Below are 25,659 nucleotides of genomic sequence, written 5' to 3'. Positions count from 1 at the left end.
GGACCACCGCTTGACCCCAATAATATGGGCCTCCCGAGACTCCCCGGGAGGCCCTTTTTTTGCCTATCTTCGCGCCATTTCCTCGTACCAGTCGCGGGGAAAGGCCGCTTGGGCGCGGCCTTCATGGTTGAAGGGCGGCTTCAGCCCGGCCGGGTAGTGCCGGGCCATGTACTGGAGATAGGCGGCCCTGGGATCGAGGCCGCGCCTTTCGGCCACGAAGGTGAACCAGCGCACCCCCGCCGCCACGTGGCGGATTTCGTCGTGGTAGATGACGTCCAGGGCCGGGGGAGTCAGGGCGTCGCCGTTTTTTGCCAGCTTGTCCATGGTGGGCGGCGTGGTGTCGACGCCGCGTGCCTCCAGGGTCATGGGCACGACCACCAGGCGGGCCAGGATGTCGTCGGCGGTCTTCTCGGCCGCCTGCCACAACCCGTCATGGGCGGGAAGGTCGCCGTAGGCGGCGCCCAGGCTAGCCAGCAGGCGCTCCAGCATCTCGAAATGCTCTACCTCGTCGAGCGCCACCCACACCCAGTCGGAGGCGAAGTCGCGGGGCAGGCTCTCGTGGGTGAAGCGGGCGATGATATCCCAGCCGAGATCGATGGCGTTGAGCTCGATATGGGCCAGGGCATGGATCAGGCCGATGCGCCCCCGGTCGCCGCCATAGGAGCGGCGCGGCATCTCCTTGGGCGGCAGCAGTTGCGGCCGGAGGGGGCGTGCCGGGCGGGCCGGCGGCAGGGTGTCGCCCACCTCGGTGATGCGCCCCTCGCGCCAGTCGGCGGCGAAGATTCGGGTCAGGCGGCACTTCTCCGCCGGTTCGGCGGCGGACAGGACGGCGCAGGCGGCTTGGGAGAGGGTGGTCACAGCCCCTTGGCCGCCTTCAGCACCGCCTCGGCGTGGCCGGTGACCTTGACCTTGCGCCATTCGGCACGCAGCACGCCGTCTCTGTCGATCAGGAAGGTGGAGCGCTCGATACCCATGTATTCGCGGCCATACATGCTCTTCTTCTTCCACACGCCATAGGTCTCGCACACCGCGCCGTCGGGATCGGAGCCCAGGCGGAAGGGCAACTCGTGCTTGGCGCGGAACTTGGCGTGGCTGGCGACCGAGTCCTTGGACACGCCGAGCACTTCGACCCCCGCCGCCTGATACTCGGCATGGAGGTCGCGGAAGGCCTTGGCCTCGGAGGTGCAGCCCGAGGTGTCGTCCTTGGGATAGAAGTACAGTATCAGGACCTTGCCCCGGTAATCGGCCAGGGCGACCTTGCCGTCGTCGCATTCCATGGCGAAGGCGGGGGCGGGTGTGCCGACGCTGGTGGTGCCGGGGGCGGTGGTCATTGTGCTGTCTCCTGTTCCTTCATTTCGGCGGCGGGTCGGTCGATCAGGCGGCGGAACACCTCGTGGGCGCTCGCGGCACAGTCTTCCATGCGGTCGGTGAGGCTCTTGAAATCGGTCATTCCGGCGGCCCGCACCAGCACGTCCTTGAGGCCGCGCGGCGCTGTATGCTCGTCGAAGCCGCCGGCGATGGTCTGGCGCAGCACGGTCTGCACCGCCGACCACAGCCGCAGGGCCTCGGTCAGGGTGGTGCAGTCGGCCCGCTCCAGCACTCCGGCTCCGGCGGCCTTGTCCAAGGCCTGGGCGGTATTGCTGTCGAGCATCTCCGGATGGTCGGGGCCATGGGCCAGTTGCAGGTACTGGGCGGTGAACTCGATGTCCACCAGCCCGCCGCGCAGGTGCTTTACTTCCCACAGGCTGCCGGCCTTGTGCTCCTTGGCCATGCGCTCGCGCATGTCGGCCACGTCGAGCAGCAGCTTGGCCCGGTCGCGGGGCCTGGTCAGGGTCCGGCGGATGATGGCGTTCACCCGTTCGGCCAGGGCCGGGTCGCCGGCCACCACGCGGGCGCGGGTCAGGGCCATGTGCTCCCAGGTCCAGGCCGCTTCCTCCTGATAGCGGCGGAAGGCTTCCAAACTGGACGCGATGGGCCCGGAATTGCCCGAGGGCCGCAGGCGCATGTCCACCTCGTACAGCGTGCCCTCGCCGGTCTTGGCGGTCAGCGCGTTGACCATGCGCTGGGTAAGGCGGGAGAACCACACGGCGGGAGCCAGCGGCCGCGAGCCGTCGGATTCCTCCGTATCCTCCGGGCAGTCGTAGACCAGGATCAGGTCCAGGTCCGAGGTGGCCGACATCTCGCGCCCCCCGGCCTTGCCCATGGCGAGGATCACCCAGGCCCCGCCCGGCACATGGCCGTGGGCGCGGGCGAATTCCTCCTCCACCTTGGCTCCCAACTGGCGGAGGATGGCCCCGGCCACGTCGGAAAGCGCGCCGGCCGCCTCACCGGCCTCGACCACGTTGCGGAGCGTCAGCACGCCCACCTGGAACTTGCGGTCGTTGGCCCAGCGTCGTGTCACGTCGAGGACCAGTTGGAAGTCGTCGGCCTCGGACAGCGCCTTGGCCAGTTCGGCCTCGAGAACGTCCTGGGGCGGCAGGGGCTCGAAGAAATTGGCCTGCAGCACGGAATCGAGCGTGGTGGTGTGCCGCGCCAGATGCTCGGCCAGCAGGGGCGCGTCGCCCATGATCTCCGCCACCAGTTCCAGCAGGGAGGGGTTGGCGTAGAACAGCGAGAACAGCGGCACCCCGGCCGGCAGGCGGGTCAGGAACTCGTCGAAGCGCATGAAGGCGTCGTCGGGCGCCGTGGTGGTGGCCAGGGCCGACAGCAGGGCCGGCGTCAACTCGGTAAGCAACTCGCGCGCCCGGGTCGAGCGGGTGGCCCGCACCCGTCCGTGATGCCAGCCGCGAATGGTCGAGCACACCGCGTCGGCGTTGGCAAAGCCCATCTCGGTGATGGTGTGCACCGTCTCGGGGTCGTTCTCGCCGCCGGTGAAGACCAGATTGCCGCCGGCGCCCAGCGGCGGCGCGTCCTCGAACAGGCCGGCATAGTGGTGCTCGACGGTCTGCAGGTGGCGGGTCAGGTCGGCCGAGAAGGCGTCCATGTCCGCCGCTCCCATGAAGGCGGCGATCTCGGCCAGTATTTGCGGGTTGGTGGGCAGGGTCTGGGTCTGCTTGTCGTCGACCATCTGCAGGCGGTGTTCGAGGGTGCGCAGATAGCGGTAGGCGGCGGCCATGTCCGCGACCACCTCGGGGGTGACGTGGCCGGCGGCGGCCAGGGCGTCCAGCGCCGCCATGGTCCCCGACACCCGCATCTCCGGCTGGCGGCCGCCCCAGATCAACTGCTGGGTCTGGGCGAAGAATTCGATCTCGCGAATGCCGCCGCGCCCCAGCTTGACGTTGTGCCCGGCCACGGCGATGGAGCGCCCGCCCTTGTGGGCGTTGATCTGGCGCTTGATGGAATGGATGTCCTGGATGGCGGCGAAGTCCAGGGACTTGCGCCAGATGAAGGGACGCAGGAAGCGGATGAAGGCGGCCCCCGTCTCCTCGTCGCCGGCCACCAGCCGGGCCTTGATCATGGCGGCGCGTTCCCAGTTCTGGCCGAAGCCCTCGTAATAGGCCTCGGCCGCCACCAGGGCCACGGCGGGCGGCGTCGAGCCGGGGTCGGGGCGCAGCCGCAGATCGGTGCGGAAGACGTAGCCGTCGGCGGTGCGCTCGTCGAGGACGCGCACCAGTTCCTTGGTAAGCGCGATGATGCATTCCTGGATGGAGCGCTTGCCGGTATAGACCAGCTTTTCGTGGTCGTAGAAGACGATCAGGTCGATATCGCTGGAATAATTCAGCTCGCGGGCGCCCAGCTTGCCCATGCCCAGCACGATGACGCCGCAGCCTTTTTCCGGCTCCTCGGGGTGGGGCAAAAGCAGATTGCCGCGCTCGGCCTCGCGGCGCAGCAGGAAGGCGAGGCCCAGACGGATGGCAGTTTCCGCCATCAGGGCCAGGGAGCCGGTGACCTTCTCCAGCGGCCATGCGCCGCCCAGATCGGCCAGGGCGGCCAGCAGCGAACAGCGGCGCTTGGCGACGCGCAGGTTCCGCATCAGGCGGTTGAAGTCTGTTTCGGTGCCCAGATCGGCCTTCAGATCGGCGATCAGCGCGTCCAGCGCCGCATCCGGTCCCACCTCCAGCGCATGGCGCAGGAAGGCGGGCTCCTTTTCCAGGCACAGGGTCAGGAAGGGCGAATTGGCGAAGACGCCGCGCAACAGGCCGCCGATCCCGTCCTGGCCCGGCAGGGTCCGCATGAAGGCCGCCAGTTCGGTGTCGTCCTGGGCATCGGCGGCTTCCCGCCAGCGGGCCAATCCGACCTCGACGCGGGACGGATCGGCAACACCGGGGAAGAAACGTTGATCGAGGGGAAAACTCACCTTGTGCGACCCCAAATGTTGTGGTTGCTTCACACTGCGGAATACGGGATCAAGGGTCAAGCGGGCATGGAGATGACGGCGAGTGGTTCACGGCACCGTTAGGAGTCTGTTCCAGCTTCTTGGGGCCGTTCTGGTGGGGCTGTTGCTTGTTGTGCCCCTGGCGGCGTGGCGACTGTCCCACGGCCCGATTTCGCTCGAATTCCTGACCCCCTACATCGAAGATGCGCTGACCGCGCGGGACGGATCGCTGTTCGTCCGGCTCGACGCCACGCTGCTGCAGCGCGGCGATGACGATCGCATGCTGGAAATCCATGTGCGCAACGTGCGGGCCTATCTGGCCGGAAACGACGTTCCGGTGGTGGCGGTGCCCGACATGGCCTTGTCGCTGAGTGGACGGGCGCTGTTGCGCGGTGTCGTCGCTCCCAATTCCATCCGCCTGAACGGCCCCCGTCTCGCCCTGGTCCGCGATGCGTCGGGGCACTTCCAGTTCGGCATGCCCGAAGGCGGCGGCGACGATGCCGGACTGGTGATCGCCCGCATCAAGGACGCTCTGCTGGGCGATCCGGATCCGTCCAAGCCGGGGCGGTCGCTGCAATCCTTCAGCATCCGGGGCGCCGACCTCATGGTCGACGACCGGGCGCTGGGCACAAGCTGGCATGCCCCGGGGGCCGACCTGACCATCCGCCGTGTTCCCTCCGGCCTTCAGGCCAAGGGGCGCATTCCCCTGGATCTGGCCGGCGAGGTGGGCGAGGTGTCGGTGGAGGCCGCCTATGCCAAGGCCGATGGCGCCGCCGACGCCGAGTTTCGCCTGGAGGGAATTCGTCCGGCGGTGCTGGCCCGTTTCGGCGGCCCGGCCATTCATCTGGGGGTGATCGACATGCCCCTGGCCGGCAGCGTGCGGGCGCGCCTGAACGGCGGCGGCGGGCTGGAGACGTTGACCTTCGACCTGTCGGGCGGTGCCGGGCGCCTCGATCTGCCGGCGCCGTTCAATACCGTGCATCAGGTGGCCTCGGCGACGCTGCGCGGTGAACTGGGCCAGGGCATGACCCGCCTGAACCTGTCCGAGGTTCGCCTCGATCTGGGTGGCCCCACCTTCGTGCTGGCGGCGGTGGTGGACGGGCTGGGCGGCGAAACCTCCATCAAGGCCGAGGGCGGTCTGCGCGATGTGCCCGTGGATCAGGTTCACGACCTGTGGCCCAACGGCCTCGCCCAGAACGCCCGCGATTGGGTAATTCCCAATCTGTCCAAGGGTGTGGTGCGCGAGGCGACCATCACGCTTTCGGCCCGCTCGCCCTCGGGCCGCTTCGACGACGTGGTCATCGACCACCTGGGCGGCGAGATCCGTCCCGAGGGCGTTACCGTGGACTATCTCCACCCCATGCCCCAGGCCCGCAACACGGTGGGGGTGTGCACCTTCGACGCCTCGTCGTTTCGCATCGCCCTGACGGGGGGCGAGGTCTACGGCCTGCGTCTCAAGGAAGGCACCATCGTCTTCACGGGGTTGGATAAGGAGGACCAGTTCGCCGACATCGAACTGGTGATCGCCGGTCCCGCCACCGACGCCCTGAAGCTGATCGACAATCCGCCGCTGCGCTATGCCCAGGCGCTGGGTATCGAGCCCGGCAAGGTGGGCGGCGACGCCGTCGCCAAGGTGCGCCTCAAATTTCCGCTGCTGAAGACGCTGCGCCTGGACGACGTGGGCATCAAGGCCAACGCCACCGTCAAGAAGGTGGTCATTCCCAAGGTGATGATGGGTCTCGACCTGTCGGACGGCACGCTGGAACTGGACGTGGACGCCAAGGGGCTGGACGCCACCGGGCCGGTGGTGCTGGCCGGCATTCCCGGCCATCTGGCCTGGCGCGAGAATTTTTCCAAGGGCCAGCCCTTCCGCTCGCGCTATTTCCTCAAGGCGCCCGAGGTCACCGAGGAGCAGCGCAAGCTGCTGGGCCTCGACGGCGTGCCCTTCGTGGCGCCTTTCACCGCCGGCCCGGTGGGGGCGGAGGTCACCGCCACCTTCTCCGACGGCGGCAAGGCCGAGATCGATGCCAAGGTGGACCTGACCACCGCCCAAATGGCCCTTCCCGGCCTGGGGTGGAGCAAGCCCGAGGGCAAGCCCGGCAGCGCCGATGTGCTGGTCAAGCTGGATCGCAAGCTCGTCGCCTCGGTACCGCGCTTCGCCGTCAAGGCCGGCGACCTGGACGCGGCCGGTTCGGTGGCCTTCGGCCCCGACGGGGCGGCGCGCAAGGTCGATTTCTCCAAAGTGCGCTACCTGCGCACCGACGGTGAGGGCTCCATCGCCATCCGGCCCGGCAAGGCGGGGCTGGACGTCGTCTTCAAAGGTGCCGCCTTCGACGCCGAACCGGTGCTGGCCCGTGACGAGGACGCCAAGGCGGGCAAGAAGAAGGACGATGCCGACAAGCCGCCGCCCATGACCGTCTCCGCCACCGCCAAATCCATATGGATGTCGGGCCAGGGGGCGTTGAGCAATGCCACCGCCACCCTGACCCGTGATGCCCAGGAGTGGCAGAGCGTTCACGTCAAGGGCGGCCTGGGAGGCGGCAAGAGCTTTACCGCCATGGTCCAGCCCGGCGGTGCCAGGCAGCGTAATTTCACCATCGGCTCCGATGACGCCGGTGCGACCATGCGGGTCTTCGATATCTATGGCGATCTGATGGGCGGCAACCTGTCCATCGACGGCCATATCGACGATTCCCGCCCGGAACAGCCCTATAGCGGCGTCATCAAGGTGACCGACTATCATGTCCGCAACGCTCCGGTGCTGGCCCGCCTGCTGACCGTGGCGGCGCTGGCCGGCATTCTCGACGTGCTGCAGGGCGAGGGCGTCAGCTTCTCGTCCCTGGAGGCGCCGTTCACCATGACGGAAGGGCTGGTCGAGGTGCGCGACGTGCGGGCCTGGGGGCCGGCGCTGGGCATCACCGCCAAGGGCCAGATCGACCTGGACAAGTCCCGCATGGCCATGGAGGGCACCGTGGTGCCGGCCTATGCGCTGAATTCGGTGCTGGGCAATATCCCGGTCCTGGGCTGGCTGATCACCGGCGGCGAGAAGGGCGGCGGCATCATCGCCTTCAACTACTCCATGAAGGGGCCGACCGACGACCCGTCGGTGGTGGTCAATCCGCTGTCGGCGCTGACCCCCGGATTCCTGCGCAATCTGTTCAACATCTTCGACGATGGCAGCGAGACCAACGCCAGGAAGCCGGCCGCCAAGGATTCCAAATAGCAAAACGCCCGCCGGTGAGGGCGGGCGTTTCGTGTTCTTCCCTGCGGGGAGGACTCAATCCTCGGCCGGGCCGTCATCGTGGCGGGCCGGCTCGTCGTCGTGGATGACGGGGCGCGAACGCCCGGACAGCACCACCACCTTCTCCAGTTCGGCCTCGGTGCACATGCCCAGGGTGACCGGGTTGCGCGGCTTGATGTTGGCGGCGTTCCAGTGGGTCTTGTCGCGCACCGACTGGATGGTCGGCTTGGTGGTGCCGACCAGCTTGGAGATGGCGGCATCCGACAGTTCCGGATGGTGCTTGATGATCCAGGCGATGGCGTCGGGACGGTCCTGACGCTTGGAGACGGGGGTGTAGCGGGCGCCCTTGGGCTTGGCGCGCGGCTGGGGAATGTCGGTGATGGTCAGCTTCAGGCTGCCGTCGGGATTGGCCTCGCAGCGCTCGAGCTCGGCGCGGGTCAGCTGGCCGTTGGCGACGGGATCAAGACCGACGATGCCGGCGGCCACTTCGCCATCGGCGATGGCCTGGACTTCGAGCGGATGCAGGCCGCAGAAATCGGCGATCTGCTCGAAGGAGAGAGCGGTGTTCTCGACCAGCCAAACGGCGGTCGCCTTGGGCATGAGCGGCAGAGCCATTAAACCTCCTGACGCGGCGTTGTCCCCCTCCGTCCGCCTGGGACGGGGCGGGTCCAACCCCCGCAACGCTTTTCACGAATTACCCGCGAGACCGCATGGGGTCAGATCGCGGATGGCGACACTCCGGCGAGTACGCAGAGGTAGTTATAGGTGCGAATGTGGCTTTGGTCAAACCTGCAGCACGATCTTGCCCATATGGCTGTTGCTTTCCATCAGGGCGTGGGCCTTGGCGGCCTCGGCCAGGGGGAAAACGGCGTGAATCAAGGGCGCGATCCGGCCCTGGTCGAGCAGCGGCCACACGGTTTCCGCCAGACCGGCGGCCATGCGCGCCTTGGCGTCGTTGGATTGCGGGCGGAGCGTCGAGCCGGTGAGGGTCAGGCGCTTCAGCATCACCGGCATCAGGTTGATCTCGGCGCTGCTGCCACGCAGGAAGGCGATGGAGACCAGACGCCCGTCGGCGGCCAGACTCTTGATGTTGCGGGCGATGTAGTCGCCGCCCACCATGTCGAGGATGACGTCGATGCCCTTGCCCTTGGTCTCGGCCTTGATCACCTCGACGAAGTCGGCGGCGGAATAGTCGATGGCCACGTCGGCGCCCAGGTCGCGGCAGGCCTTGCACTTCGCCTCGCCGTTGGCGGTGGCGAACACGGTAGCGCCCAGCGCCTTGGCCAGCTGGATGGCGGTGGTGCCGATGCCGCCGGCTCCGCCATGGACCAGGAAGCGTTCGCCGGCCTTCAGCGCTCCGCGCTCCACCACGTTGTGCCAGACGGTGAAGAAGGTCTCGGGCAGGGCGGCGGCGCGGATCATGTCGTAGCCCTTGGGCAGGGCCAGGCAGTGGCGCGCATCCACCGTGCAGTATTCGGCATAGCCGCCGCCGGGGGCCAGGGCGCAGACCTGGGTGCCGAGGGCGGGCGAGGTGACCCCGTCGCCCAGGGCGGCGACAATTCCCGCCACTTCCAGGCCGGGCAGGTCCGAGGCGCCGGGCGGGGCGGGATAGGCCCCCTGGCGCTGCAGCACGTCGGGGCGGTTGATGCCCGCCGCCGCCACCTTGATCAGGACTTCACCGGCCTTGGGAACCGGCACCGGCCGGGTGGCGGGCTTCAGCACCTCGGGCGCGCCGGGGGTGGAAATCTCGATGCAGGTCATGGTCTCGGGCAGCATCCGTCGGGCCTCTCTTCTGTCGGTGGGCGGCCCAATCTGGTACGTTCCATTAGATGTGGCAAGAGAGGATCTCCCCATGGACGCCGACGATTTGGAACCGCGCAAGAAGCCCCAGACGCAGAGGAACCTCGATCCCATGTCCATCGAGGAACTGAAGGACTACATCCTTGAACTGCAGGGCGAGATCGCCCGTACCCAGGAGGCCATCACCCGCAAGCAGGCGGTAAAGATGGGAGCCGAGGCGTTTTTCAAACGGTAAATCGGTACTTGTTTACCGCTTTGCGGCTTGGTAAGACCATAGGGAGCGGAGGAATCGGCATGTTGAACGGCAAGCGAGCCCTGGTCACAGGGTCCACCAGCGGTATCGGCCTCGGCATCGCCCGCGCCCTGGCGGCGCAAGGTGTCTCGGTCATGCTCAACGGCTTCGGCGACGCGGCAGAAATCGAGGCGTTGCGCGCCGGTCTCGCCAGGGAATTCGGTGTTACCGTGCTCTATAACGGCGCCGATCTGTCCAAGTCCGATGGGGCGGGCGAACTGGTGCGCGATACGGAAGGCCGCCTGGGCGGCCTCGACATCCTGGTCAACAATGCCGGCATCCAGCATGTGGCGCCGGTGGAGGAGTTTCCGCTGGAGCGCTGGGATGCGGTGATCGCCATCAATCTAACGGCGGTGTTCCAGGGCATCCGTGCCGCCCTGCCGGGTATGAAGGCGCGCGGCTGGGGCCGGATCGTCAACGTCGCCTCGGTGCATGGGGTGGTGGCTTCGGTCAACAAGGCTGCCTATATCGCCGCCAAGCACGGCGTGGTCGGCCTGACCAAGGTGGTCGGGCTGGAAACCGCCGAGATCGACGTCACCTGCAACGCCATCTGTCCCGGCTGGGTGCTGACGCCCCTGGTGCAAAAGCAGATCGACGCCCGTGCCGAGGCCCAGGGCGTGGCCGTCGAGCAGGCGGGCCGCGATCTGCTGACCGAGAAGCAGCCGTCGAAGAAATTCACCACGCCGGAACAGATCGGCGAATTGGCGGTGTTCCTGTGTTCGCCCGCCGCCGCCAATATGACCGGCATCGCCCTGCCCATGGACGGGGGCTGGACGGCGCAATGAGTCACAAGAGGGAAATTTCGCGGCAGGCCGATTATCCCTTTCGTGTCGAGATTCAGACCCGGTGGTCGGACAACGATATGTTCGGCCACCTCAATAACGTGGTTTATCAACGTTTTTTCGAGCACATCGTGGTCAAGTTCCTGACCGGGCCTTGTGGGCTCGATCTGATGAGCGCGCCGGTGATCACCTTCGCCGCCGAGTCGTCCTGCCGCTTCTTGAAGCCGCTTTCCTATCCCACGCCGGTGGTGGCGGGTATCCGCATCGACCACATGGGCCGCACCAGCGCCCGCTATGGCCTGGCGCTGTTCGAGGACGGCTGCGACGAGGCCGCCGCCGAGGGCCATTGGATCCATGTCTTCGTCGACCGGGCCAGCCAGCGCCCGGTTCCCATTCCCGACGCGGTGCGTGCCGTGTTCGAAGCCCATCGGAGGATGCCATGACCGGCCTTTGCTACGCGTTCGAGGGAATGGTGCCGGTGGTTGACCCCACCGCTTACGTCCATCCCACCGCCGTGCTGATCGGCGACGTCCGCATCGGCCCCGGCTGCTTCATCGGGCCGGGTGCGAGCCTGCGTGCCGATTTCTCCAGCGTGATCATCGGGGCCGGCGTCAACATCCAGGACAATTGCATCCTGCACGGCACGCCCGGCTTCCACACGGTGATCGAGGATTACGGCCATATCGGCCACGCCGCCGTGGTGCACGGCTGCCGTATCCGCCGCAACGCCCTGGTGGGCATGGCGTCGTCCATCTATGACGGCGCCGAAGTGGGGGAGGAGGCGATCATCGCCGCCATGGCCTTCGTGCCGGCCGGCTTCAAGATTCCGCCCCGCACCCTGGTGGCCGGTCTGCCCGCCAAGGTGCTGCGCGAACTGTCCGACGAGGAAGTGGCGCGCAAGACCCGCGGCACCGAGGCCTACCAGCAACTGGCCGCCCGCGCGCTGAAGTCCATGGTGCCGTGCGAGCCCTTGAGCGCGCCGGAGCCGGGCCGGGCCGAGCTTAATCCCAGCGCTCTGTGGCCGGACGATCTGACCCGGCACAAGCCCAAGGGCTGAGGGTCCAGTCCGTCCCGTTACTCCGCCGCCTTCGGCTCGCCCTTTTCCGCTTCCTCGACCCAGACGGCGTGGTGGGTGCGCGCCCATTCGCGGTCCACATAGCCGGTGGTCACGGCGGTGGAGGCGCCTTCCATGCCGACGGTGCCGATATAGATGTGCCCCAGGATGAACAGCACCATCACCACCGCCAGGGCGGCGTGGATCAGCTGCATCACCTGCATGGCGTGGATGTCGCCCATGGTGAAGGGGAACAGCAGGTTGAGCCCCGTCGACGACACCAGGGCGCCCACCAGGATGACCATCCAGAACTGGGTCTTCTGGCCGAAATTGAACTTGGCGGCGGGGGGGTGAACGCCTTTCTTCAACAGGCCGCCGCCGCCCTTGATCCAGCCCCAGTCATAGCGGTCCCACAGATTGTCCCGCGCCCACAGGAAGAAGATCATCACCAGCCCGACGATGAAGACGAAGCCGGCGATGTTGTGCAGCCACTTGCCCGCCCAGGTTATCCAGGAGAACAGGGTCTTGCCCAGCCAGGGCTCGATGATCCAGCGGCCGAACAGGATGTTCAGGCCCGTCACCGCCAGCACCATGAACGAGCCGGCGGTCAGCCAGTGGCCGATGCGTTCCATCTTGGTGAAGCGCAGGATGAAGGTTCCCGAGGGACCACCCTCCATCATGATCTTGCCGCGGATGAAGTAGAAGGCGGCGATGGCCGCGCTGACGCCGATCAGCAGCCAGCCGGCATAGACCGCCAGCTTGCCGTTGCGGAAGTTGCGCCAGATTTCGCCCTCGGACTGGATCAGCACGCCGCGCGCCACGGGCTGCCCGCCGATATAACCGGCCTCGCCCTGACGGATGGCGCGCCAGGAATCGGGCGAGGTGATACGGTCGGACTGGGCGGCGGTGGGGATGTCGCCGTCGTAGCTGGCGGCCCGGACGGGTCCGATTTTTCCGAAACCGGCCATGCCGAGACCGAGAACCAGCAGCAGAACGGCGAGGATGGTTCGGCTCATGCGATGCCTCCCCTTCAGAATTTTTGCCCGGTGATGCGGCCCGAAGGGGTCGCTTCACCTGTGGGAATGACGCCATTGGTGGTCAGCCGCGCGATGCCGTCATTCTGGCTGGCGATCCGCTGTTGCAGCGCCTGCCGGGTGGACGGGTCGATCTCGCCGTCGCGGAGACCGGTATAGGTCCCCTTGTCCAGCTTGATCTGGCGGCCCATTTCCTCGCCCTTGCAGCCGGCAAGGGCGAGGAGGGCCATCAGGGCGGCGGCCATGGCGTGCGGGCGCATGGCTATTTGTCCTTGGCCGGAGCACCGGCGCCTTCGCGGGCCCGCTCGCGCCGCTGCTCGCCATAGGCCTGGCCCCAGCCCGCCGCGCCCGAGCCGAAGCCCCGCGCCATGACGCGCTCGCGGTAGATGGTGGAGACCATGTCGCCGTCGCCGGCCAGCAGGGCCTTGGTGGCGCACATCTCGGCGCAGAGCGGCAGCTTGCCCTCGGCGATGCGGTTGCGGCCGTACTTCTCCAGCTCCGCCTTGGAATGGTCGGCCTCGGGGCCGCCGGCGCAGAAGGTGCACTTGTCCATCTTGCCGCGCCCGCCGAAATTGCCGGTGGAGGGGTATTGCGGCGCACCGAACGGACAGGCGTAGAAGCAATAGCCGCAGCCGATGCACAGATCCTTGTTGTGCAGCACGATGCCGTCATTGGTCTGGTAGAAGCAATCCACTGGGCAGACCGCCATGCACGGCGCGTCGGAACAGTGCATGCAGGCCACCGACAGGGATTTCTGCCCCGGTTTGCCGTCGTTGAGCGTCACGACGCGGCGGCGGTTGATGCCCCAGGGCACCTCGTGCTCGTTCTTGCAGGCGGTGACGCAGCCGCTGCAGTGGATGCAGCGTTCGCCGTCGCAGAGGAATTTCATGCGGGCCATGATCGTTCTCCTCCTTACGCCTGGAACTTCTCGATGCGGCACAGGGTGACTTTCGTCTCCTGCATGGCCGTCACCGAGTCATAGCCGTAGGTCTGCGCGGTATTGGTGCTTTCGCCCAGGACGATGGGCGATGCCCCTTCGGGGTATTTGCTTCTAAGGTCCTTACCCTGGAACCAGCCGCCGAAGTGGAAGGGCATGAAGGCCACGCCGCGTCCCACCCGTTCGGTGATGCGGGCCTTGACCTTGACCTTGCCGCCCTCGGGGCCGAACACCCAGACGTAGTCGCCGGCCCGTACGCCCGCATTGTTGGCGTCGAAGGGATTGACCTCTACGAACATGTCGGGCTGCAGCTCGGCCAGCCAGGGATTGGAACGGGTCTCGTCGCCGCCGCCCTCGTACTCGACCAGCCGGCCGGAGGTGAGGATGATGGGGAACTCCTTGGACACGTCCTTGTCCTGGATGGACTTATAGAGGAAGGGCAGGCGCATCATCTTCTTGTCGGCGTGGGTGGGATACTTTTCCACCAGATCGCGCCGGGGCGTGTAGAGCGGCTCGCGGTGCAGCGGCACCGGATCGGGGAAGTTCCACACCACGGCGCGGGCCTTGCCGTTGCCGAAGGGAGCGGCGCCGTGCAGCACGGCGACGCGCTGGATGCCGCCCGACATGTCGATGGTCCAGGCCACGTCGTCGGCCTTCTCGCCGCCGATCTTCTGGATGGTGGCCAGTTCCTCGGCCGACAGGTCCTTGTCCCAGCCCAGCTTCTTCAGCATGCCGTAGGTGAAGCCGGGATGGCCGGCCGGCAGCTCCGAGCCCTCGGGCCAGGAATCCACCGCCAGCAGGCTCTCGCCCTTGTATTCCGGGAACAGGGCGCGGAAGTTGAGACCGCCATCCTTCACCGGCTTGGAGGTGTCGTAGAGGTTGGGGGTGCCGGGATGCTTCAAGGTGGCGGCATTGCCCCAGCACGGCCAGGGCAGGCCGTAATAATCGCCGTCGCACGGGCCGCCCACGGCGCGCAGCGTGGTCTTGTCGAAGGTCTGCTGGTTGGCCATGTGGGCCTTGAGCCGTTCCGGCGACTGGCCGGTATAGCCGATGGTCCAGGCGCCCCGGTTGATCTCGCGCAGGATATCCTCGATCAGCGGAACGGTGCCGTCGACCTTGATGTTCTTGCACAGCTCGGCGCCGAAGCCGAACTTCTGGGCCAGCAGATACATGATCTCGTGATCGCCCTTGCATTCGAACATGGGCTTGATGACCTGCTCGCTCCATTGCAGCGAGCGGTTGGACGCGGTGCGCGAGCCGTCCACCTCGAACTGGGTGGCGGCGGGCAGCAGGTACACGCCATCGGTACGGTCGTGCAGCACGGCGGACACCGTCGGATAGGGATCGATGATCACCAGGGTGTCCAGCTTCTCCATGGCCTTCTTCAGCTCGGGCTGACGGGTCTGGGAATTGGGGGCGTGGCCCCAATAGACCATGGCCTTGATGGGCTCGGGCTGGGCGATGTTCTCCTTGGCCTCGTTGACGCCGTCATACCAGCGCGACACCGGGATGCCGGGAGCTTCCATCAGTTCGGGGGTCTTGAAGCGGCCCTTGATGTAGTCGTAATCCAGCCCCCACACCCGCGCCCAGTGCTTCCAGGCCGGGGCGGCAAGGCCGTAATAGGCCGGCAGGGTGGTGACGTCGAGCCCCATGTCGGTGGCGCCCTGGACGTTGTCGTGGCCGCGGAAGATGTTGGTGCCGCCGCCCGAGACGCCCAGGTTGCCGAGCGCCAGTTGCAAGATGCAATAGGCCCGGACGTTGGCGTTGCCCACGGTGTGCTGGGTGCCGCCCATGCACCACACCACGGTGCCCGGCCGGTGGGTGGCCAGCGTCTGGGCGACGCGCTTCAGCTGGGCGCCGGGCACGCCGGTGACCCGCTCGGTCTCCTCCGGGGTCCACTTGGCGACCTCGGCGCGGACCTGCTCCATGCCCCAGACGCGCTTTCGGATGAATTCCTTGTCGTCCCAGCCGTTCTCGAAGATGTGCCACAGGATGCCCCAGATCAGCGGCACGTCGGTGCCGGGGCGCATGCGCACGTACTCGTCGGCATGGGCGGCGGTGCGGGTGAAGCGGGGGTCGCAGACGATCAGCGGCGCCTTGTTCTGCTCCTTGGCCTTGAGGATGTGCATCATCGCCACCGGATGGGCCTCGGCCGCATTGGAGCCGATGAAGAACATCGCCTTGGAATTGTGGATATCGTTGTAGGAATTGGTCATGGCGCCGTAGCCCCAGGTCTGGGCGACGCCGGCGACGGTGGTGGAATGGCAGATACGGGCCTGATGGTCGACGTTGTTGGTGCCCCACAGCGCCGCGAACTTGCGCATCAGGTAGGACTGCTCGTTGGAGAACTTGGCCGATCCCAGCCAGTAGACCGAATCGGGACCCGCCGTGTCGCGGATCTTGAGCAGGCGGTCGCCGACCTCGTTGATGGCCTGTTCCCAACTGATGCGCTTGTACTTCCCGCCTTCCAGCTTCATGGGATACTTCAGGCGGCGGTCGCCGTGGGCGTGCTCGCGCACCGCCGCGCCCTTGGCGCAGTGGCTGCCCAGGTTGATGGGGGAATCAAAGGCCGGCTCCTGGCCGATCCACACGCCGTTGGAGACCTCGGCATTGACGGTGCAGCCCACCGAACAGTGGGTGCAGATGGCCTTCTTGACCTCGGCCTTGGGATCGGGGGCGGCGGGCACGGCTTCCGCCTTGCGCACCGTGCCGGCGCCGATGCCCCCCAACAGGGCGGCGCCGCCGGCGGTCAGGCCCGAGCGGCGCAGGAAGGCGCGGCGGTCCATGGCGCCGCCGGCCACCGAGGCCAGGGTTTCCGACAGGGCGGATTTGCGGGCTTCGCCGTCACGCTTCTTGATCAGCATGGTTTCCTCCCGTCAGCTCAGAAGCCGGCCGCTTCGTAGGCGCGCCGCACGTGTTCGGTTTCCTGGTAGCCGGCCCCCGTGCGGGTCTGGTCGGCCGAGGCCGCGTCGGCCTTGGTGGCGGTGACGCCGACGGCGGCGGCCCCGGCGGCTCCGGCGGACAGCGCGGCGCCGCGCAACAGGTCGCGCCGGCTGACGGTCTTGGATTCGGGGGTGTTGGTCATCGCACTCTCCATCAGTCCACCATGGCGAAAGCCTGGACTTCGATCTCCAGGAACACCCGGCCGATCTCCGCCACCGCGCGGTAGAAGCGGGCGGAGGGGGCCTTGTCGAGATCGGCCAGGAAACGGGGCATCCAGCTCCCCAAATGGGTCTGGAAGAACGTCTTCTGCGCGGGCAGGTCCAGGGGCTCGCCGAACAGGCCGGAGATCAGTCCCTGCATCATCTCGCACAGCGAGGCGGCGTGATCCTCGGGCTCGGACACGCCGGGCGAGCGCTCGATGCCTAAGCGGGCCATGTCGTCGCGCAGTTCGGCCAGCGGCTTTTCGTGCAGGAAGCCGGTCAGGTACCACGAGCCGTAGGGCAGAATCTCGCCGCCGGTCACACCCACGAACAGGGAGGCGAATTCATCGGCGACCTGATCGGCATCGGCGACGGCGGCGGCTTGGGCCAGATGGCCCAGGGCGGTGCCGAGCGGTGTCGCATCGGTACCCATGGCGGCCAGACGGCGCAGCAATTCCTCCGTCGGCGGGGCGACCAGCAGGGTCGCCAGGAGGCCGTAGAAGCGTGCGCGCAGGAAGTCGTCCTCGGCCGTGCCTTGGAGTGCCGTCACCGCCCTCATCTCTCCTCCCGTGGCTTCGATCTTAATGCCGAAACCTTAGTCGCCTCCTGTGGCGACCAGTCAATCATCCGTAAACTGGTGTGACCAGTCAAGGAGATCGGGAGTAGAATCTCGCAATTCCATAGGGGTGATGGAGATTTTGTTTGCTGCATCACAGCAATTTCTTGCTGTGGTTATTTAGGTATTTTGTTGCTGTATTATTTTGCGTGAAAATTACGAGTGCTATGTAAAAAACACAGAGTGATCAGGAGTCCTGGTCAGGAGGCGTAATCTTAGCCTTCTCCTCGGCTTCGGCCGCCAGTTCGGCGGCGTCCAGCGCGCCCTTGCCAAGCCGCCATGCAGTCTTGACCACCTCGCCGACCGGAGACGTGTAGTCGCCCATGTGCAGGTCCATGATTTCCGGCGCCATCAGGGCCGGATCGGCTTCCCACAGTTTTTGCAGCGCCGCCTGCTTCAGTTCCCGCGGTACGCCCGCCTTCAGGAAGACGGAATAGTCGGAGTCTTTGCCCAGGGACTCCACGGGGGGAAGGTCGGGGGGAGGCGGCTCGGGAACCGGTTCCGGCCTCTTGGCTTCCTCGGCCGGTGGAGGCGCCGGCTCGGCCTTGGCGTCGAGCTTGCGCCGCGACCAGCGCGACAGGAAGGGTTCGCCGCTCATGATCGTCCCTTGGCCCCGAAGACCTTGTCGGAATCCAGCTTGTCGCGCTTTCTCTTCTTCATGGGCTCGTCCGGCGGGTGACAGGCGCAAAACGCCATGGCCCAATCGAACAGCGGACGGGGCAGGGGGACGCCGTCCACCATGTCCTCGCCGCTTTCGCTCATGGCCTGGGCTTCGTCGGGGGCGATGGTGGCCATCACCACCCTGACCGGTGCCTCGGTCTCGCCGGTCTGGCGCAGCACCACGTAAAGCCGGGGTTCCAGCCCGCCGAGATTGTAGCGGTAGGAGGTGAGGTCCGAGCGGTGCAGCACCACCTTCACGCCGGTCGCCAGATAATGCTCGAAACCCTCGCCCCGGCTGAGCAGCGTCCAGGGGGCGGCGCCCGGCGTATCGGCCAGGGCCTCCAGCGGCCGCCAGGATTCCTTGATCCACTGGGTGGTGCCGTCGCGGCGCTCGATCAGCATGGCGATGCCGGTTTCGGCCTGCAGCGGCGGCTCGGCGGGCAGGCTGCCGTCGAGGATCATGCCGAGGCGCACCACGTCCTCGGGCGTGTTGACGTTGAAGAACGGATCGTGGGGCCGGGTCGGCCACTCCACGTGGACCACCTTGTAGCGCTCGGTCCAGGCATCGATCTTGCGCATGTCCTCGTCGACCACGGCGCGGCGCAGATCGCCGGCCAGGCGCAGCGGCCACAGGGCGAAGACCGGATGGGCCTGATCGCCGGTCTTGGCCACGGCGATGTCGGCGCCCCGCTCGGTGACGGCGCGGAACAGGCGCTCCACCAGATCGGCCGGGAACAGCGGCGTATCGGCGGCGCAGCTCACCATCCACTCGACGCCGATGGTGTGGTCCCTAAGCCATTCCAGGCCGGTCAGCACGCCGACCAGCGGTCCGCCATAGCCGTCGATCACGTCGGGCACCACCGGTAAGGTGGTGTCGGCGAAGCGGGCGGGGTCGCCGTTGGCGTTGAGCACCATGGGGCCCACCTGGGGCGACAGGCGCTCGATCACCCGCTCCAGCAGGCTCTGGCCGCCCACGGTGATCAGCGGCTTGTCGCCGCCGCCCATGCGCCGCGACAAGCCGCCGGCCAGGATCAGCCCGGCGATGTTGGAGGAGGGGGGCGGAACCATCTCAGTCATCGTCGCGGCTTCCCTTGCGTGACAGATGGCCGGGCTCTTCCGTCGCCTGGGACGGATCGGCGTCGAAGACGATGCGTTCGGTACCGGCCAGGGCGGTGAAGCGCCTGCCCTTGGCGCGGCCGATCAGGGTCAGGCCCGCCTTGCGCGCCAGTTCGACGCCCCAGGCGGTGAAGCCCGAGCGCGACAGCAGCACCGGAATGCCCATCTGCACCGTCTTGATCACCATCTCGCTGGTCAACCGGCCGGTGGTGTAGAGGCTCTTGCCCTGGGTGGACAGACCGTGGCGGAACATATAGCCGGCGATCTTGTCCATGGCGTTGTGGCGGCCGACGTCTTCCATATAGATCAGCGGCCGGTCCTCCTCGCACAGCACGCAGCCGTGGATGGCGCCTGTCTTGAGGTAGAGGCTGGGCATGGTGTTGATGGACTTCTGAAGGCCGTAGAGCCAGGAGGTGTGAAAGCGCTCGTCGGTGGGCAGGCTGACCGTCTCGAACTTCTCCATGACGTCGCCGAACACCGTGCCCATGGCGCAGCCCGAGGTCTGGATCTTCTTCTTCAGCTTTTCCTCGTAATCGGTCTGCCGCGTGGTGCGCACCACCACGGTCTCGATCTCCTCGTCGTAATCGACGGCTTTGACCTCGTCGTCGGCGCGCAGCATGTTCTGGTTCAGCAGATAGCCCAGCGCCAGATATTCCGGGTAGTCGCCGATGGTCATGGCGGTGACGATTTCGCGGCCGTTGAGGAAGATGGTCAGCGGCCGCTCGTTGATGATGTCGGCGGGAACACTGGCTCCGGTCTGATCGATTCCGGTGACGGTCTGGTAAAGGCGCCGGTCGTCGGGATCGGGACGCACCAGCATGTCTTTGTCGTTCATTCTTGGCCTCCTGGTCTTTACAGTATGCGGCCCCGGCCCGACCTACAATGGGGCGGCAACGAAAAGAGGGACGAGGCGTATGAAGGTCGGCGGCAAGCGGGTGATGGTGTGTTCGTGCGAGGGAACCATGCCCCTCGACGTCAAGGCCCTGGCCAAGGCGCTGGGAACCGAGCCGCCGGAACAGGTGTATTTCCAGCTCTGCCGCTCTCAGGCCGATGCCTTCCGCCAGGCCGTCGCCTCGGGCGAGGACCTGCTGGTGGCTTGCGGCCAGGAGGCGCCGCTGTTCGCCGAACTGGCCCGGCTGGCCGAGGCGCCCGAGCCCACTTGCGTCGATATCCGCGACCGTGCCGGCTGGTCGGCAGAGGCCGCCCGCGCCACGCCCAAGATCGCCGCCCTGATCAACGAGGCGGCGCTGGAGCCTGAGCCCACCCCCAGCGTGACGCTGACCAGCGAAGGCTCGGTGCTGATCCTGGGGCTGGGCCAGGAGGTGCTGGACGCCGCCCGGCGTCTTGGGGCCGAGCGCGCCGTGACCTGTCTGCTGCTGCCCGGCCACGAATCCGATCTGGTGCCGCCCGCCGTGCGGGCGCTGGGCCTGTTCCGGGGCAAGCCGTTGCGCGCCACGGGCCATCTCGGCGCCTTCAAGATCAGTGTCGCCGATCTGGCCGGGGCCTCGCCGTCGTCGCGCGGCGCCCTGGCCTTCGAGGCGGCGGTGGGCGGCCGCGACCTTTCCGCCGACCTGGTCCTTGATCTCACCGGCCAGCCCGCGCTGCTGGCGCCGCGTGACGGCTGGTTCAGGGTCGATCCCCGCGACAAGGTGGCGCTGGAACGCGCCCTGGCCGAGATCGGCGGGCTGGTGGGCGAGTTCGAAAAGCCCCGCTGGATCAGGATCGAGGCCGCCATCTGTGCCCATTCGCGCAACGGGCAGGTGGCCTGCACCCGCTGTCTCGACGCCTGTCCCTCGGGGGCGCTCAGCCCCCTGGGCGATGCCGCTTCGGTGGATGCCCATGTGTGCGGCGGGCACGGCTCCTGCGCGGCGGTCTGTCCGACCGGCGCCATCCGCTTCGACGTGCCGGCCGGCAACGGCCTGTACAACCGGCTGGGGGCATTGCTGGAGACCCATCGGGCGGCGGGGGGCGGCTCGCCCGTCTTGCTGGTTCATGAGGAGGCGGGGGGCGAGGCGCTGTCCGCCCTGTCCCGCTTCGGCGATGGCCTGCCGGCCGACGTGATTCCCATGCAGGTGGCGGCGGTGGCGGCGCTGGGGCCGGATTTCCTGCTGTCCGCCTTGTCCAAGGGGGCGGGCGAAGTGGTGGTGCTGGCCGATCCGGCCAGGCGCAACGATCTGGATGGCGTCCGTTCCGCCGTGGCGCTGGCCAACCGGGTGGCCGAGGGGCTGGGCTGGCCCTGCCGGACCCGGCTGGAGACCGAGGCCGATCCCGCCGCCATCGCACCGCTGATCGCCGCCCGGGCGCCCAAGGCGGTGGACCCCGCCGCCGAGTTCCTGGTGTTGGGCGGCAAGCGTCAGACGCTGGGGCTGGCGCTCACCCATCTGCACCGCCATGCCCCCAATCCGGTGGATGTGCTGGCGCTGGAGCCCGGCGATCCCTTCGGTACCATCGTCGTGGATCAGGCCAAGTGCACGCTGTGCATGGCCTGCGTCTCCGCCTGTCCGCCCCATGCGCTGTCGGGCCATCCCGACAAGCCGTCGCTGGGCATTCAGGAGGTCAATTGCGTCCAGTGCGGCCTGTGCCGCGTCACTTGCCCGGAAAAGGCGGTGACCCTGGTGCCGCGCCTGGCCTTCGGTCCCGATACCAGGGTGCGTGCCGTACTGAAGGAGGAGGAGCCCTATCAGTGTATCCGCTGCGGCAAGCCCTTCGCCTCCAAGTCGGTGATCGAGCGCATGACCGAGCGCATGAGCGGCCACGCCATGTTCAAGGGCACCGGCAAGCTGGACCTCATCAAGATGTGCGAGGATTGCCGCGTGGTGGCCCAATATGAGTTGGAGGTGGGCAACCGCCCCCTGGCCGGTGCCGCGCCGCCGGTTACCCGTACCACCGAGGATTACCTGAAGGAGCGGGACGGCAAGAGCTAATAGGGCGTGCCGTCCTTGTGCAGGAAGCGCCACTTGCCGTCGGGCGTCTGCTCGGCGGCGATGTCGTCGTCGGGATAGATGGCGGCGTCGCCCGGCGTGCGGTCGCCGATCTCCAGGTAGACCACCTGGGTATCGCCGTTGTTGACCAGATGGTGGCCATCGCCGGTGCCGGCCTTGAAACCGGCGCACATGCCGGGGGCGAGGGGCGTTTCGCCGGCATCGGTGACCAGGGTCGGCGTGCCGTCCAGGATATAGATGAACTCGTCCTGGCGGGCATGGGCATGGCGGAGCGCCGAGACCGCTCCCGGCGCCAGCCGGGTGAGGTTGACGCCGAAATTGGCCAGCCCGAACAGATCGCCCAGCGGGTGCTTGACCCGCCCCTCCATCATGGAGGCGAAGGGCTCGGGGTAGATGGACGGGCGGAGTCTGGGGTCGGCGGCGGCCGCCTCGATGGCGATGGGGAACCTGTCCTTGGTCATTTCGCCTCCTTTGCCTCGGGCAACTCGCACAGTACCCGGATGCCGATATTGTAGCTCCACACGGCAGCATCGTTCTTGGCCCGCGCCGAGGCCCGCGACATGGCGGAGAAGTAATACCACGAGCCGCCCTTGACCACCTTGTCGCGGCAGGCGTTGTCGCCGGTGGCGGCGGGACTGGAATGGTCGGGGGTCCAGCAATCGGCCGTCCATTCCCAGACGTTGCCGTTCATCTCGTAGAGCCCCCAGGGGTTGGGCGGAAAGCTTCTGGCCGGGCGTGAACCATAGGGCGGTTCCTTGCCCAGGCAGTCGCGGCAGTTGAGCCGGTCGTTGCCCGCCTCCTCGCCCCACCAGTAGCCGGTGGAGGTGCCGGCCCGCGCGGCGTATTCCCATTCGGCCTCGCTGGGCAGGCGGCAGGTCAGCCCGCTGGATTTTCCCACCCAGGCGGCATAGGCCCGCGCATCATCCCAGGTGATGTTGATCACCGGCCGCTTGCCCCTGCCCCAGGTGTGGTCGTCCTGGCCGCCCTTGCAGGCCTTGGCGGCCACGCATTTCTGCCACTCGTCGAAGGTCACCTCGGTGGCCGACAGGGCGAAGGGACGGGAAATGGTCACCGGCACCGCCGGCTTCTCGTTGGCGAAGTTGGAGCCGTCGTCGCCCATCATGGCGGTGCCGGCCGGAATGCCGACCATGGGAGGGCATTGCGGGCAGGGCCGCCATTCCCCGGCGGTGGCCGGGAGGGCGAGCGGCAGCAGCAGGACGAGGGCGGCGGCCTGTTTCCTCATGGCCCCTTGTTGACGCCCCAGCCGAAGCCGCATCCGGCGGCGGGCTCCTCGCCCGGCTCCTGGAAATAGGGGCCGACGGCCGCCCAGGCGGTGGTCGAGGCGCTGGCGTGGTCGGGGAACTGGCCCATGGGCGAATGGATGGAGTGGGAGAGGTAGGGACCGACCTCCTCGACCTCGCCGACCACGAACACCACCTGGCCCTTGGGCAGGTCGATGCGGCGGCGCGAGCCCGGCTCGACGCCGGCCAGATTCTCGGTCTCCGGTCCGGGCAGCAGCATGAAGTTCATGAACCACGGGGTCACCAGGATGCCGGCCAGCCAGCCCTGCCACCGGCGAAAGCCCACCGCCTCCACCTGAAGTTCGGGATTGTAGAGGCCCAAATCCTTCATGCGCTCCTCGCCGATACGCGCGAAAACGCTCACCAGCTCGCGGATGCGAGGCTGATCGGCGGGGGACAGGGGATCGGCCATGGAGGTACTCCTGAGTGACGGGGAAGGGATCGTAGCCTACCCGGTGGAAGGGGAGAAGCCCCCACCTTCGCATTGCATTTTCATGGCGGTATCGGCTAATACCAAGTCCCGATGAGCGGTTCTCATCAGGACTTGGTCAGGCCCAAGGGGCCGCGCGGATTATGCCGCGGAAGCCAAGGGTTTCGGAGAAACCCGCCCGGCGCCTGAGGGGCTTGCCAGCAAAGTTCTTTGCCATCCAACGACGGGGAAACCCCGCCCAGTGAGAGAGAGGGTAGACATGCCGTACAAGAGGATCACGCTGACCCACTTCCTGTTGCAGGAGCAGCGCCGCCTGGGCGGGTCGGGTTCGTTCACCGCGCTGATGACCGACATCATCTTCGCCTGCAAGATGATCTCGCACGAGGTCAACCGCGGCGCGCTGGCCGGCAATCTCGGCGTGGCGGGGTCCGAGAACGTCCAGGGCGAGGAGCAGAAGAAGCTCGACGTGCTGGCCAACGATATCTTCCTGCACATGAACGCCCTGGGCGGTTCGTATGCCGGCATGGCCTCGGAAGAGCTGGAGGACGTGCACGCCGTCAAGGGGGCGGCCGAGGGCAAGTACCTGCTGCTGTTCGATCCGCTGGACGGGTCGAGCAACATCGACGTCAACATCTCGGTGGGGTCGATCTTCTCGATCCTCAAGCTGCCCGAGGGCGTCAATACCATCGAGGAGGCCGCCTTCCTGCAGAAGGGCGTGACCCAGGTGGCGGCCGGCTATGCCCTCTACGGCTCGTCGACCATGCTGGTGCTGACCACCGGCAACGGGGTCAACGGCTTCACCCTGGACCAGAATGTCGGCATGTTCCTGCTGACCCATCCCAACATGACCATTCCGGCCGACACCAAGGAATTCGCCATCAATTCCTCGCGCGAGCGGTTCTGGGAACCGCCGGTGAAGCGCTATATCGACGAGTGCCGCCAGGGCAAGGAAGGCCCCAGGGGCAAGGATTTCAACATGCGCTGGGTGGCCTCCATGGTGGCCGAGGTGCATCGCATCCTCTGTCGCGGCGGCGTCTTCCTCTATCCGGCGGATTCCGAGAACATCAAGAAGGGCGGCAAGCTGCGGCTGATGTACGAAGCCAATCCCATGGCCTTCATCATCGAGCAGGCGGGCGGGGCCGCCACCACCGGCCGGGGCCGCATGATGGAGGTCCAACCGACCGCCCTGCACCAGCGGGTGCCGGTGATCCTGGGCTCCAAGAACGAAGTGGAGCGCATCGGCGCCTACCACGCCGAATACGACGCCAAGAAATAATCCGACGGGCTTGTCATCCCGGGGCCGTCATGGCGGCCTCGGGATGACGGCCGTTCGGCCTGATTTCCGCTGAGGCGGCCGAAGGGCGGAGCCAACGCCGGTTTCAGCCGTTCATGGACACGGATAGACGCGGATGCCGCTTTGCGGCCACGGATGATGGTGTGGACGGCCCCTGCTCACCGGCATCGAAGTGCCCTAACGTGGTCGTTTCTGAGACGCCACAAAGAGGGGGCCGCCCATGAGCGAGATTATCAGGATTGCGATCGACCTGTCGAAGGGCGCGTTTGCGCTGCACGGGGTGAATGCGGATGAAGAAGCGATTTTGTGCCGTCAGTTGAAGCGCGGCCAGGTTCTCGGCCAACGCCCTGTGGACCCGGTCCAAGTCCGAGATCACGCCCGAGCAGTACAAGGAATTCTACCACCACGTGGCCCACGCCTTCGACGAGCCGTGGAGCACGCTGCACTACCCGGCCTATGTGAAGCCGTACGTCAAGCGCGGCCGCAAGAACGACGCCAATGACGCCGCTGCCATTTGCGAAGCGATGGCGCGGCGCTCTGTCCCCCGGGTGCCGGTCAAGACGCCCGAGCAGCAGGCGGTGCGGTCGCAGGTGGCCGACAGGGCCACGGTGGCCAGACCGGCCTGAATCTCCGTCGCCGCCGTCAGCAGGCAGCGCACGCCGGTGGCGCAGGCCTGTGACACGGCGGGGCCGCCGGCCTGGG

Annotated in this window: 24 protein-coding genes and 1 pseudogene; 8 read left to right on the top strand and 17 right to left on the bottom strand. The window is 67.2% G+C overall.

Features of this window, described 5'->3' with window-relative positions; genetic code table 11:
- Positions 1–63: 63 nt before the first annotated feature.
- Genes CP958_RS09635 through CP958_RS09625 form a run of 3 tightly spaced genes read right to left on the bottom strand, consistent with a single transcriptional unit; the run spans position 64 to position 4,297 of the window.
- Entirely contained in the window at positions 64–858 is a 795-nt protein-coding gene (locus tag CP958_RS09635; RefSeq protein WP_242442821.1) for a ferritin-like domain-containing protein, read from the bottom strand.
- Positions 855–1,331 (bottom strand): peroxiredoxin, encoded by a 477-nt coding sequence (locus CP958_RS09630; protein ID WP_096701761.1) that lies wholly within the window; start codon positions 1,329–1,331, stop codon positions 855–857. The genes CP958_RS09635 and CP958_RS09630 overlap by 4 nt, the downstream gene beginning before the upstream one ends.
- Positions 1,328–4,297, bottom strand: coding sequence for a bifunctional [glutamine synthetase] adenylyltransferase/[glutamine synthetase]-adenylyl-L-tyrosine phosphorylase (locus tag CP958_RS09625; RefSeq protein ID WP_242442820.1), 2,970 nt, complete (start codon positions 4,295–4,297; stop codon positions 1,328–1,330). Before CP958_RS09625 ends, CP958_RS09630 begins: the two co-directional genes overlap by 4 nt.
- A gap of 133 nt (positions 4,298–4,430) precedes the next feature.
- On the opposite strand from CP958_RS09625, the gene CP958_RS09620 reads away from it, so the two are divergent.
- Positions 4,431–7,538, top strand: coding sequence for a DUF3971 domain-containing protein (locus tag CP958_RS09620; protein WP_242442844.1), 3,108 nt, complete (start codon positions 4,431–4,433; stop codon positions 7,536–7,538).
- Between the two features lie 54 nt (positions 7,539–7,592).
- On the opposite strand, the gene CP958_RS09615 is transcribed toward CP958_RS09620, so the two are convergent.
- Together CP958_RS09615 and CP958_RS09610 are read right to left on the bottom strand one after the other, a co-directional pair.
- The gene (locus CP958_RS09615) at positions 7,593–8,171 is read right to left on the bottom strand and encodes a cell cycle transcriptional regulator TrcR (RefSeq protein WP_096701758.1); all 579 of its coding nucleotides are present in this window, start codon (positions 8,169–8,171) and stop codon (positions 7,593–7,595) included.
- 168 nt (positions 8,172–8,339) lie between these two features.
- The gene (locus CP958_RS09610) at positions 8,340–9,332 is read right to left on the bottom strand and encodes an NAD(P)H-quinone oxidoreductase (protein WP_096701757.1); all 993 of its coding nucleotides are present in this window, start codon (positions 9,330–9,332) and stop codon (positions 8,340–8,342) included.
- Positions 9,333–9,408: 76 nt separating this feature from the next.
- On the opposite strand from CP958_RS09610, the gene CP958_RS09605 reads away from it, so the two are divergent.
- The 4 genes from CP958_RS09605 to CP958_RS09590 are packed head-to-tail and all read left to right on the top strand — an operon-like array spanning position 9,409 to position 11,487.
- Entirely contained in the window at positions 9,409–9,591 is a 183-nt protein-coding gene (locus CP958_RS09605; protein WP_096701756.1) for a DUF1192 domain-containing protein, read from the top strand.
- Positions 9,592–9,650: 59 nt separating this feature from the next.
- On the top strand, positions 9,651–10,433 hold the full coding sequence (locus CP958_RS09600) for a 3-hydroxybutyrate dehydrogenase (RefSeq protein ID WP_096701755.1): 783 nt from the start codon (positions 9,651–9,653) through the stop codon (positions 10,431–10,433).
- Positions 10,430–10,873 (top strand): thioesterase family protein, encoded by a 444-nt coding sequence (locus CP958_RS09595; RefSeq protein WP_096701754.1) that lies wholly within the window; start codon positions 10,430–10,432, stop codon positions 10,871–10,873. The genes CP958_RS09600 and CP958_RS09595 overlap by 4 nt, the downstream gene beginning before the upstream one ends.
- Positions 10,870–11,487 carry a transferase hexapeptide repeat family protein gene (locus tag CP958_RS09590; RefSeq protein WP_096701753.1) on the top strand — a complete coding sequence of 206 codons (618 nt, stop codon included), beginning with the start codon at positions 10,870–10,872 and terminating at the stop codon, positions 11,485–11,487. Before CP958_RS09595 ends, CP958_RS09590 begins: the two co-directional genes overlap by 4 nt.
- A 17-nt stretch (positions 11,488–11,504) precedes the next feature.
- On the opposite strand, the gene CP958_RS09585 is transcribed toward CP958_RS09590, so the two are convergent.
- From CP958_RS09585 to fdhD, 9 genes are all read right to left on the bottom strand, one after another.
- Entirely contained in the window at positions 11,505–12,500 is a 996-nt protein-coding gene (locus CP958_RS09585) for a formate dehydrogenase subunit gamma (protein ID WP_096701752.1), read from the bottom strand.
- A 14-nt stretch (positions 12,501–12,514) separates the two neighbouring features.
- Positions 12,515–12,778 (bottom strand): hypothetical protein, encoded by a 264-nt coding sequence (locus CP958_RS09580; RefSeq protein WP_096701751.1) that lies wholly within the window; start codon positions 12,776–12,778, stop codon positions 12,515–12,517.
- Positions 12,779–12,780: 2 nt separating this feature from the next.
- Positions 12,781–13,416: a formate dehydrogenase FDH3 subunit beta gene (gene fdh3B, locus CP958_RS09575; protein ID WP_096701750.1), complete on the bottom strand. Its 636-nt coding sequence runs from the start codon at positions 13,414–13,416 to the stop codon at positions 12,781–12,783.
- Between the two features lie 14 nt (positions 13,417–13,430).
- A complete protein-coding gene (locus CP958_RS09570; RefSeq protein ID WP_096701749.1) occupies positions 13,431–16,319 on the bottom strand; it encodes a formate dehydrogenase subunit alpha in 2,889 nt (962 codons plus the stop codon).
- 17 nt (positions 16,320–16,336) lie between these two features.
- Complete coding sequence (locus tag CP958_RS09565) at positions 16,337–16,540, bottom strand: hypothetical protein (protein WP_242442819.1); 204 nt, start codon at positions 16,538–16,540, stop codon at positions 16,337–16,339.
- Positions 16,541–16,551: 11 nt separating this feature from the next.
- Positions 16,552–17,157 (bottom strand): molecular chaperone TorD family protein, encoded by a 606-nt coding sequence (locus CP958_RS09560; protein WP_096701747.1) that lies wholly within the window; start codon positions 17,155–17,157, stop codon positions 16,552–16,554.
- Between the two features lie 244 nt (positions 17,158–17,401).
- Positions 17,402–17,812 carry a DUF3306 domain-containing protein gene (locus tag CP958_RS09555; protein WP_096701746.1) on the bottom strand — a complete coding sequence of 137 codons (411 nt, stop codon included), beginning with the start codon at positions 17,810–17,812 and terminating at the stop codon, positions 17,402–17,404.
- Positions 17,809–18,951, bottom strand: coding sequence for a molybdenum cofactor guanylyltransferase MobA (mobA, locus tag CP958_RS09550; RefSeq protein ID WP_096701745.1), 1,143 nt, complete (start codon positions 18,949–18,951; stop codon positions 17,809–17,811). The genes CP958_RS09555 and mobA overlap by 4 nt, the downstream gene beginning before the upstream one ends.
- Complete coding sequence (gene fdhD / locus CP958_RS09545) at positions 18,944–19,825, bottom strand: formate dehydrogenase accessory sulfurtransferase FdhD (protein WP_096701744.1); 882 nt, start codon at positions 19,823–19,825, stop codon at positions 18,944–18,946. The genes mobA and fdhD overlap by 8 nt, the downstream gene beginning before the upstream one ends.
- Before the next feature lie 79 nt (positions 19,826–19,904).
- On the opposite strand from fdhD, the gene CP958_RS09540 reads away from it, so the two are divergent.
- Positions 19,905–21,914 (top strand): 4Fe-4S binding protein, encoded by a 2,010-nt coding sequence (locus CP958_RS09540; RefSeq protein WP_096701743.1) that lies wholly within the window; start codon positions 19,905–19,907, stop codon positions 21,912–21,914.
- On the opposite strand, the gene CP958_RS09535 is transcribed toward CP958_RS09540, so the two are convergent.
- The 3 genes from CP958_RS09535 to hybE are packed head-to-tail and all read right to left on the bottom strand — an operon-like array spanning position 21,911 to position 23,645.
- On the bottom strand, positions 21,911–22,393 hold the full coding sequence (locus tag CP958_RS09535) for a cupin domain-containing protein (RefSeq protein ID WP_096701742.1): 483 nt from the start codon (positions 22,391–22,393) through the stop codon (positions 21,911–21,913). The two genes, CP958_RS09540 and CP958_RS09535, sit on opposite strands and share 4 nt — an antisense overlap.
- Complete coding sequence (locus CP958_RS09530) at positions 22,390–23,175, bottom strand: SUMF1/EgtB/PvdO family nonheme iron enzyme (protein ID WP_096701741.1); 786 nt, start codon at positions 23,173–23,175, stop codon at positions 22,390–22,392. Before CP958_RS09530 ends, CP958_RS09535 begins: the two co-directional genes overlap by 4 nt.
- Positions 23,172–23,645 carry a [NiFe]-hydrogenase assembly chaperone HybE gene (gene hybE / locus CP958_RS09525; protein ID WP_096701740.1) on the bottom strand — a complete coding sequence of 158 codons (474 nt, stop codon included), beginning with the start codon at positions 23,643–23,645 and terminating at the stop codon, positions 23,172–23,174. The genes CP958_RS09530 and hybE overlap by 4 nt, the downstream gene beginning before the upstream one ends.
- Before the next feature lie 277 nt (positions 23,646–23,922).
- Here hybE and CP958_RS09520 point away from each other — a divergent pair, with 277 nt between their 5' ends.
- Both CP958_RS09520 and CP958_RS09515 read left to right on the top strand, forming a co-directional pair.
- Positions 23,923–24,939 (top strand): class 1 fructose-bisphosphatase, encoded by a 1,017-nt coding sequence (locus tag CP958_RS09520; protein WP_096701739.1) that lies wholly within the window; start codon positions 23,923–23,925, stop codon positions 24,937–24,939.
- A 467-nt stretch (positions 24,940–25,406) separates the two neighbouring features.
- Positions 25,407–25,535 (top strand): annotated as a pseudogene (locus CP958_RS09515) (IS110 family transposase); the annotation flags it as partial.
- Positions 25,536–25,659 lie beyond the last annotated feature (124 nt).

The organism is Magnetospirillum sp. 15-1 (assembly GCF_900184795.1).
Classification (GTDB): domain Bacteria; phylum Pseudomonadota; class Alphaproteobacteria; order Rhodospirillales; family Magnetospirillaceae; genus Phaeospirillum.
Note: the sequence above shows the minus strand (reverse complement) of the source record. Positions and strands in the feature narration are given on the sequence as shown.